The organism is Kitasatospora sp. NPDC048286, from assembly GCF_043201735.1.
Taxonomy (GTDB): Bacteria; Actinomycetota; Actinomycetes; order Streptomycetales; family Streptomycetaceae; genus Kitasatospora.
Genome location: NZ_JBICZE010000008.1, coordinates 363068 through 371599, shown reverse-complemented (window position 1 = coordinate 371599; position 8532 = coordinate 363068). Strand labels below are relative to the sequence as shown.

At 73.1% G+C, this 8532-nt stretch carries 7 protein-coding genes; 5 read left to right on the top strand and 2 right to left on the bottom strand.

Annotated features, from left to right (window positions below):
• Window positions 1–137 precede the first annotated feature (137 nt).
• The gene (locus ACGF13_RS21665; RefSeq protein ID WP_392877446.1) at window positions 138–1004 is read right to left on the bottom strand and encodes an SAM-dependent methyltransferase; all 867 of its coding nucleotides are present in this window, start codon (window positions 1002–1004) and stop codon (window positions 138–140) included.
• Window positions 1005–1262: 258 nt separating this feature from the next.
• On the opposite strand from ACGF13_RS21665, the gene ACGF13_RS21660 reads away from it, so the two are divergent.
• From ACGF13_RS21660 to ACGF13_RS21650, 3 genes are all read left to right on the top strand, one after another.
• Window positions 1263–1736: a hypothetical protein gene (locus ACGF13_RS21660; RefSeq protein ID WP_392877606.1), complete on the top strand. Its 474-nt coding sequence runs from the start codon at window positions 1263–1265 to the stop codon at window positions 1734–1736.
• A 301-nt stretch (window positions 1737–2037) separates the two neighbouring features.
• Window positions 2038–2838 (top strand): aldolase, encoded by an 801-nt coding sequence (locus ACGF13_RS21655; RefSeq protein WP_392877444.1) that lies wholly within the window; start codon window positions 2038–2040, stop codon window positions 2836–2838.
• Between the two features lies 1 nt (window position 2839).
• On the top strand, window positions 2840–3775 hold the full coding sequence (locus tag ACGF13_RS21650; RefSeq protein WP_392877442.1) for a dihydrodipicolinate synthase family protein: 936 nt from the start codon (window positions 2840–2842) through the stop codon (window positions 3773–3775).
• 95 nt (window positions 3776–3870) lie between these two features.
• Here the strand turns inward: ACGF13_RS21650 and ACGF13_RS21645 are convergent, their stop codons facing one another.
• Window positions 3871–4446: a helix-turn-helix domain-containing protein gene (locus ACGF13_RS21645; protein ID WP_392877441.1), complete on the bottom strand. Its 576-nt coding sequence runs from the start codon at window positions 4444–4446 to the stop codon at window positions 3871–3873.
• 360 nt (window positions 4447–4806) lie between these two features.
• Between ACGF13_RS21645 and ACGF13_RS21640 the strand changes: the two genes are divergently transcribed.
• Complete coding sequence (locus ACGF13_RS21640) at window positions 4807–5913, top strand: cytochrome P450 (protein WP_392877439.1); 1107 nt, start codon at window positions 4807–4809, stop codon at window positions 5911–5913.
• Between the two features lie 588 nt (window positions 5914–6501).
• Window positions 6502–8490 (top strand): ABC transporter ATP-binding protein, encoded by a 1989-nt coding sequence (locus ACGF13_RS21635; RefSeq protein WP_392877437.1) that lies wholly within the window; start codon window positions 6502–6504, stop codon window positions 8488–8490.
• Window positions 8491–8532: the final 42 nt, after the last annotated feature.

Genomic DNA, 8532 nt, shown 5'->3' with positions numbered 1-8532 from the left:
CCCACCCCCCCCCCGCCCGGCGCCGGGGCCGGGCGGGACCCAATGACCCCGCCCCCCCCCCCGGCCGGGGGGGGCCCCCCCCCCCCGCCCCCCCCCCCACGGCCGTTGGCGTGTCCGCCGCGAGCACGCGAGGGCACTCAGGGCTTGATGGCGACGGCCGCGTAGAAGGAGACCTGGGCGTCGGTGACGGTGGCGGGGAGGCTGTCCGCGGGGGTGTCGGTGTCGTCGCCGTGCCAGCGGTGGGCGGGGACGATGCCGGGGCCGAGGAGGTCGAGGCCGTCGAAGAAGGTCGCGAACTCGGCCTTGGGGCGCAGCCGGAGGGAGGTTCCGGCCTGGTTGTAGATCTCCTGCACCTTGCAGGCGCCGGCCGGGTCGAGCTCGGCGGTGGCGTGGGAGAGGACGAGCGCGGAGCCCGCCGGCAGGGGGTCCAGGAGGTGCTTGACGATGGCGTGGGCGTCGTCGAGTTCGGGGACGAAGTGGAGCAGGGCCACCATCGAGAGGACCACGGGCCGGGTGAGGTCGAGCGTCTCGGCGACCTGGGGGGTGGACAGGATGGCGGCCGGGTCGTGGACGTCGCCGTGGACGTACGCGGTGCGGCCCTGGGGGGTGCTGGTCATCAGGGCGCGGGAGTGGGCCAGGACGACAGGGTCGTTGTCGGCGTAGACCACGCGGGCCGACGGTTCCACGGCCTGGGCGACCTCGTGGAGGTTCGGCGAGGTGGGGATGCCGGTGCCGATGTCCAGCCACTGGCGCAGGCCGCGTCGGGCCAGGGCCCGGGTGGCGCGGTGCATGAAGGCGCGGTTGGCGTGGACCGCGGTGCGCATGGTGGGGAAGACGGTCAGGACGCGTTCGGCGGCTTCGCGGTCGACCGCGAAGTTGTCCTTGCCGCCGAGGAAGTAGTCGTACATCCGGGCGCTGTGCGGAATGTCCTGACGTATGTGCAGGGCTGCCGATTCTTCGGACCCGAACTCGGCGGCCGTCGCCATGGTCTCGTCGGTGCTCATTCCCCGCCCCTTCATTGGTGATCATGCCAGGCCCGCGCATTCTAGCCAACTCGCCCGCGCCGCGCGGGAAGTCCGCCTCACGACCCTCTCCGTCGCGCTCCTTCGGCATTCGGACCCGCGAACTCGCTTGCTGTGACACGATGGTGACGTTTCGTCCACAACCTGAGTGCGGAGCGGGGCGTCTCTACGGATGACAATGCCCGAGTCGCATCGCTCATGTCTTGGGCCGGACCCTCCGTTGAAAGAGGTGTACCCGTGATCGTCTCCAAGCGGAACTCCCTGCGCCTGGCCGCCGTGGCCACCCTCAGCGCCATCTCCCTCGCCCTGGCGGGCGCCGCGATGGCGGCCGCCCCGGCCTCCCAGCCCACCCCCGCCGCCCCGTCCGTCGCCACCGCCCCGTCCGCCCTCGTCGCCCAGCCCGTCGCCGTCGCCCCGGCCGTCCCGTCGGCGGCCGCCGTGCAGGCCGGCATCAGCGCCACGCCGTCGGTCAACTCCGTCCAGGCGTGGCAGCTGTTCCGCGTCACCGGCACGACCACCGGCCTCAAGGCGGGAACCACGGTGACCCTGCAGCAGAAGCAGCGCGGCGCGTGGGTCAGCCTGCCCGCGTCCGTCGCCACGACCCGTACCGGCTCCTACTCCCTCGGCGTGAAGCTCGGCATCAAGGGCCTGAACGAGCTGCGCATCATCAGCGGAACCGCCGCCTCGCCCGTCTTCACCGTCACCGTGCGCTGACCTCCGGCCCACGACACCCGCCCGCGCGGCGCGCCGAGGCGACCCGACCCTGACGTCGGGGAACCGGCTCGGTGCCCGTGCGGGCTTCGGCGTGCCGTCACGGCGCGGCCGGGTCGTCCGGGGAGTCGTGGGGGTGAACGGTCGACGCGAGGACACGAGGTGTCCTAAAGTGAAGAACGTGTCCTCGGCATTCGGCTCGACTCGACCCGACTCGACTCGACGGGGGCGTCCTCGGGCGCCCTTGAGTGCCCCTGAGCGTCCTGAGGACCGCCGCGACCGTAGAGCGAAGGAGAACCACGGCATGGCCGACACGTTCCGGACGGACAAGTCCGACCTCGTGGACCTGGCCCATCACCGGATGCGGGCCGCGATACCCGACAGCGGCTGGACGGTGCGACAGAAGCTCGCACTGACCTGCCGCATCCTGTTCGACGCCGGGCACGACTCCGGGCTGGCCGGCCAGATCACCGCCCGGGCCGAGCGTCCGGGCACCTACTACACCCAGCGCCTGGGCCTGGGCTTCGACGAGATCACCGAGGACAACCTGCTCCTCGTCGATGAGGACCTCAACGTCCTGGAGGGCGACGGGATGGCCAACCCGGCCAACCGGTTCCACAGCTGGGTCTACCGGGCCCGCCCGGACGTCAACTGCATCATCCACACCCACCCGCTGCACATCTCCGCGCTGTCGATGTTGGAGACCCCGCTGGTCGTGTCGCACATGGACATGTGCCCGCTGTACGACGACTGCGCGTTCCTGGAGAAGTGGCCCGGCATCCCGGTCGGCAACGAGGAGGGCGAGATCATCGCTGCCGCCCTCGGCGACAAGCGCGCCCTGCTGCTCGCGCACCACGGACAGCTGGTCGCCACCGGGACCGTCGAGGAGGCGTGCACGCTGGCCCTGCTCTTCGAGCGGGCCGCGAAGCTGCAGCTCCTCGCCAGTGCCGCCGGGAAGATCCAGGAGATCCCGGAACTGCTCGCCCAGGAGGCGCACGACTGGATCTCCACCCCCAAGCGCGGCCAGGCGAACTTCTCGTACTACGCCCGCCGAGCCCTGCGGGCCGGCCACGGCGACGCCCTCGTCAACCGGAAGGACTCCTGAGATGCCCATCGCCACTTCTGCCAGTACCGCCCTCGAGGGGATCATCGCCTACCCGGTGACCCCGTTCTCCGCCGCCGACGGAGGCCTGGACCTCACCCGGCTCACCGAGCTGATCGACCGCCTGGTCGGCTCCGGCTGCCATGCCATCGCCCCGCTGGGGTCCACCGGCGAGAGCGCCTACCTCGACGACCAGGAGTGGTACGCCGTCACCGAGGCGGCGGTGTCGGCCGTCGCGGGCCGGGTGCCCACCGTCGTCGGCATCGCCGACCTCACCACCCGCAGCGCCGTCCGCCGTGCCCGGTTCGCCGAGAAGGCCGGCGCCGATGTGGTGATGGTGCTGCCGCTGTCGTACTGGAGGCTGGACGAGCGCGAGGTCACCCGGCACTACACCGAGATCGCCGACGCGATCGGCATCCCGCTGATGATCTACAACAACCCCGCCACCGCCGGGGTCGACCTCAGCCCGGAACTCATGCACCGGCTGGTCGACCAGGTGGAGAACATCACCATGGTCAAGGAGAGCAGCGGCGACATCCAGCGGATGCACCGGCTGGCCCAACTGTCCGACGGCGCCCTGCCGTTCTACAACGGGTCCAACCCGATGGCCCTGGAGGCGTTCGCGGCCGGCGCGGCCGGCTGGTGCACGGCGGCACCGTGCGTCATCCCCGAACTCACCCTGGAGCTGTACCGGGCGGTGCGCGACGCCGACCTGGAGGCGGCCCGCCGGGTGTTCTACCGGCAGCTGCCGCTGCTGCAGTTCCTGGTCGGCGGTGGTCTGCCGACCACGGTGAAGGCGGGCCTGGCGCTGTGCGGCCTGGACGTCGGCGAGCCCCGGCGCCCGTTGCTGCCGCTGGACGAGGCGCGGACGGCGCGGCTGGCCGCGTTGCTGTCGGGGGCGGGCGTCGCCCTGGCGGCCGACGCCGGGGCGAAGGCCTGACGCCGAGGGCTGACGTCGAGGTCTGAGCGCTGAGGTCTGAGCGCCGAGGGCTGAGCGCCGAACACGGGGCGCCGAGAACGGGGCGCCGAGGGCCGTCAGGGCAGGGTGGGAACCCGGTCCGAGGAGCCGTCCGGGTCGTCGTGGATGACCACGAGGATCTCGGCCGGCTCCGGCCCGGTGCTCCGGCAGCGGTGGGGCAGGGCCGAGTTGAAGTACACGCTGTCCCCGGGCCCGAGTTCGACGCTCCGCTCGGGGAACTCCAGGACGGCGGTGCCCGCGTGGACGAAGAAGAACTCCTCGCCCGTGTGCGACTTGAAGGGCGAGTCCGCCGGCTCGGTCGGCGGGTACATCATGAACGGCACCATCTGCTTGCCGCTGAGGCCGGTCGCGATGCCCTCGTAGCGGGAGGCCTCGGAGCCGGCCCCGGTGCCGACGGGGGTGCGCTCGCCGGCCCGGACGACGGTGACGAGCTCGGGCTCCACCTCGTCCGAGAAGAGCCGGCCGACGTCGACCTTGAGCGCGTGGGCCAGCTTGAGCGCGGTCGAGATCGACGGGTCGCTGATGCCGCGCTCGACCTTGGAGAGGTAGCTCTTGGTGACGCCGACCTGCTCGGCGAGTGCCTCCAGGCTGAGCCTGTTCTGCTTCCTCAGCACCCGCAACCTGCTGGCCATGCGTCACCTCTCACCCACGGAATCGTTCGGTCCATTATCGGTCCGGCCGCCCGACCGGCGACGACCGGGCCGCCGGCCGGCGCTCCGCCACCGTGTCAACGGCCCGGTCAATCGCCCGGCGCCCGCGGCCCCACGGACGGGTGACAGTCGGGTGCGGCGGTGGTCCCGCGTCTGTGGCTGCCCGTAGACATGTGCCGTACTGACCTGCCGGTCAGGAGAGTTGAAGGGCCGGGAGCCTCCCCGCTCTCACGGTCCGCACGCGCGGCAAGGAGCCCCGTCATCGCACCCGCCAGCACGAGCACAGTCCTCCCGCCGCTGCACCGGATCCCCTTCCAGCCGGCCCGGCCGCCCCGCCCGACCGTGCCGGCCGACGGGGTCCCCGCCTGGCTGGTGACGTGCTACCGGGACGTCCGCCAGGTCCTGACCGATCCGCGCTTCACCCGGGACGACCTGCACGCCGTCGGTGTCGACGGCGCGAACGCGGAGGTGATCGGGAACCCGGAGTCGATCTTCAATCTGGACGGGACCGATCACCGGCGGCTGCGGGTCACCGTCCAGCGGGCGTTCACCCCGCGTGCCGTCGAGACCTGGCGGCCCTGGGTCGCCGAGACCGTCCAGCACGCCGTGGACGCCCTGGTGGCGGCCGGCCCGCCGGCCGATCTGGTCGCCGGCTTCACCCGGCCGGTGCCCTTCGCGGTGACCAGCCGGCTGATGGGGCTGGGCAGCCCGGGCGGGGCGGACGAGGCCGACGTGCACCGCTGGACGGAGGCCTTCCTGGCCGCCGGGGACCGAGGCGACGGCACCGCCGCCGAACTCGCTGAGTTCACCGCCTTCGCCGCCGACCTGATCGCCCGCCGCCGCCGTGAGCGCGGCGAGGACCTGGTCGGCCGCCTCGTGCGGACCGCCGACGAGGACGGCGGGATCCCGGAGACCTGGCTGGTCCAGCTGGTCTGCGGCCTGCTCGCCAGCGGTAACGACAGCGCGTCCGGGTCGCTCGGCAACGCCCTCGTCTACCTGCTCGGCGAGCGCCGGGACTCCTGGCCGAGCCTCGCCGACCCGGGCACCGCCGAACGGGCCACCGAACGGCTCCTGCACTTCATCCCGCTGGGCGACGACGAGACCACCACCCGCCGTGCCGTCGAACCGGTCGAACTCGGCGGGCGGGTGATCCCGGCCGACGCCGTCGTGGCGGTCAGCATCAACAGCGCCAACCGCGACCGCGCGGTGTTCCCGGACGGCCTCGACGACGACCTGGACGCGCCGCTCGCCGCCCCCACCCTCGCCTTCAGCGCCGGCCCGCACCACTGCCTCGGCGCCTGGCGGGTCCGCCTGGAGATGCGCGAGGCCCTGCAGCGCCTCGCCACCGCCCTGCCCGGCCTCCGGCTCGCCCGCCCCGCCGAACCGGTCACCTGGCTGCTCGGCCGGACCACCCGCAGTCCCGAACGCCTGCCGGTCACCTGGGCCTGAGGCCCTGGCACGCCCGGGCTGCGCCTGAGGCCGCCTGGGGGTGCGTGGGGGTGCGTGGGGGCGTCGAGTCGCCCCCGGGTTTCCCCATGCCCGAAACCTGCTCGGGTATCTGACCAGCCGAACGGATGAATCCGGCGACGGCTGTGCGCTGTGGGCCCTCCCCACCTGCCGCGACCACCTCGAAGCCTCCCGGAGGCCGCGCTCGAACAGGCTCTCGCCGTCTGCCCACTGGGCTCCGGGGCCCTCCCGATCCCGTGCGCGACCGACGGGAGTACGGCCCCGGCCGCGCGCGGAGCGTGCTCGAAATGTCCCTGTTCGACCCGGGCTCGCCCGGAGGTAATCCACTTGAGCGCCGGATTCGAACAGCACCATCATCGGACGCCGTCAGCCCGTACCGGCCGACTCCCTCGAAACCGTCAACTCGGCCTTGGGAAAGCCGACTTGTGTTCTCCCCTCGGTCGGGTCCGGCGCGTCCGCGCGCCGCTCTGTGTCTGGAGGATCTGTGGCCTGTCACCCCGCCCCCGCGATCCACGTCCCACCCGCCCCGGAAGCCCTGGTGGCCCGCGCGCCGCGGAAGGAGGCGACCGCTTGAGCGCCGCGACGACGGCGGCCGGGGCCGCCACCGCCGACGAGGAACTGCGGTGGCTCGCCGACGGACGCCGCATCGAGGCGATCGAGGCGATCAGCGTCAGCGCGATGGCCCGCCGCCTGCCCGCACTCGTCGTCCGTGCGTTCCGCCTCGGCTGGCGCATCGACCGGACCGCCGTCGCGCTGCTCCTGGCCTGCCAGGCTGTGTCCGCGGTGCTCGGCGCGGCCGGGCTGTTCGCGACCACCGGCACGATCTCGGCGCTGTTCGGCCCCGGCCGGGTCGAGGACAAGCTCGCCCACGCGGCGCCGTCGATCCTCGTCATCGCGGCGGCGGCCGGCGCCCGCTCCCTGCTGGGCATCACGATCAGGACCGTCACCATCCACCTGTCGCCGCGCATCTCCCGGGCGGCAGAGGCCGAGGTGCTGCGCGCCACCGTGGCGGCCGAACTGACGGCCTACGACCACGCCGGCTACAACGACGAGCTGGATGCCGCGGACCGCGGTGCCGAGGTCTGCGTGGACATCGTCGGGGAGGCGCAGAACCTGCTCGCCTCGCTCGCCTCGCTGCTCGGCGCGGCCGGCGTGCTGACCGTGCTCCACCCCGCCCTCCTACCGTTGCTGGTGATCGCGGCACTTCCCCAGGGCATCGCGTCGGTGCACGCCGCCCGGGTGCAGTTCCTGGCGAACCGGGCCACCATCGGCGACCGCCGGATCATGGCCAACCTGCGCTGGTACATCCACGTCAAGCGCAACGCCGACCAGGTCCGTTCCGACACCATGGGCGAGTTCCTCCTCGCCAAGTACGACCAGGTCGGCCGGCGGCTGGACGCCACCTCGCGGCGGGCGGCGATGCAGAGCGCCCGGGTGTCGGTGATCGGTGCCGCCGCCTCCGGCCTCGGCGGCGCGGTGGTGTGGGCGGCGATGCTGTGGCTGGTGAGCACCGGCCGGATGAGCCTGCCGCGCGGTGGGGCGGCCGTGTTCGCCCTGACGGCCGTCGGCACCAGCCTGCGGGGCATCGTCGGCTACGGCGCGGACCTCTTCCGCACCGGCATGTACCTGGACGACTGGTCGAGCTTCCTCGACACCGCCGGCGGACACCGGCTCGAACGCGGCACCGAGACTCCCGAGGCGCCGCGCCGGATCGCGGTGGAGAACCTCGGCTACGCCTACCCCGCCTCCGACCGCAAGGTCCTGGACGGGGTGAACCTCCACGTCGAGCGGGGAGAGATCCTGGCCCTGGTGGGGGAGAACGGCTCCGGCAAGACCACCCTCGCCAAGCTTCTGGCAGGGCTCTACCTGCCCGACGCCGGCACGGTGCGCTGGGACGGGCGCGACACCCGGGACCTCGACCCGCACGCCCTGTGGCGGCAGGTCGCCGTCGCCCCGCAGGACTACGCGCGCTGGCCGCTGACCTGCCGCGAGAACATCACACTGGGCCAGCCCACCGCCGAGGGCGACGCGGCGGTGCTGCGCGCCGCGGACGCCTCCGGGGCGGCCGACGTCGTCGCCAGGCTCCGCCGGGGCCTGTCCACCCTGCTGGCGGTGGAGTGGATGGGCGGCGAGGAGCTGTCCGGCGGGCAGTGGCAGCGCCTGGCCATCGCGCGGGCGTTCCACCGGGAGGCCGGACTGCTCGTCCTGGACGAGCCGACCGCCGCCCTCGACCCGCGCGCCGAGCACCGGATCTTCCAGAACCTGCGGGCGGTCGCGCGGGAACGGGCGGTCGTCCTGGTCACCCACCGGCTCACCAACGTGGCCGTCGCCGACCGGATCGTGGTCCTCGAGGACGGAAAGGTCCTCCAGGAGGGCACGTTCGCCGAGCTGGTGGCCGAGGAGGGAGGCCGCTTCAGGGAACTGTGGGACCTGCAGAACGAGCGCACCGGCGTCCCCTCGCAGCGGGCCCGGCCGGAGCAGCGGACCGTGCCGGATCAGCGGACTCGGCCGGGCCGGCGGACCGTGCCGGTCCGGGAGAGCGAGGGGGGCGGCGGGTAGGACAACCGCTGTTCGGGGTTCGGTTCCTGTGGTCGAGGCCAG

Excerpts from the sequence above, each read along its gene's own strand:
- ACGF13_RS21655 (WP_392877444.1), top strand. The coding sequence starts at position 2,038 with ATGGCCGACACGTTCCGGACGGACAAGTCCGACCTCGTGGACCTGGCC.
- ACGF13_RS21665 (WP_392877446.1), bottom strand. The coding sequence starts at position 1,004 with ATGAGCACCGACGAGACCATGGCGACGGCCGCCGAGTTCGGGTCCGAA.
- ACGF13_RS21645 (WP_392877441.1), bottom strand. The coding sequence starts at position 4,446 with ATGGCCAGCAGGTTGCGGGTGCTGAGGAAGCAGAACAGGCTCAGCCTG.
- ACGF13_RS21650 (WP_392877442.1), top strand. The coding sequence starts at position 2,840 with ATGCCCATCGCCACTTCTGCCAGTACCGCCCTCGAGGGGATCATCGCC.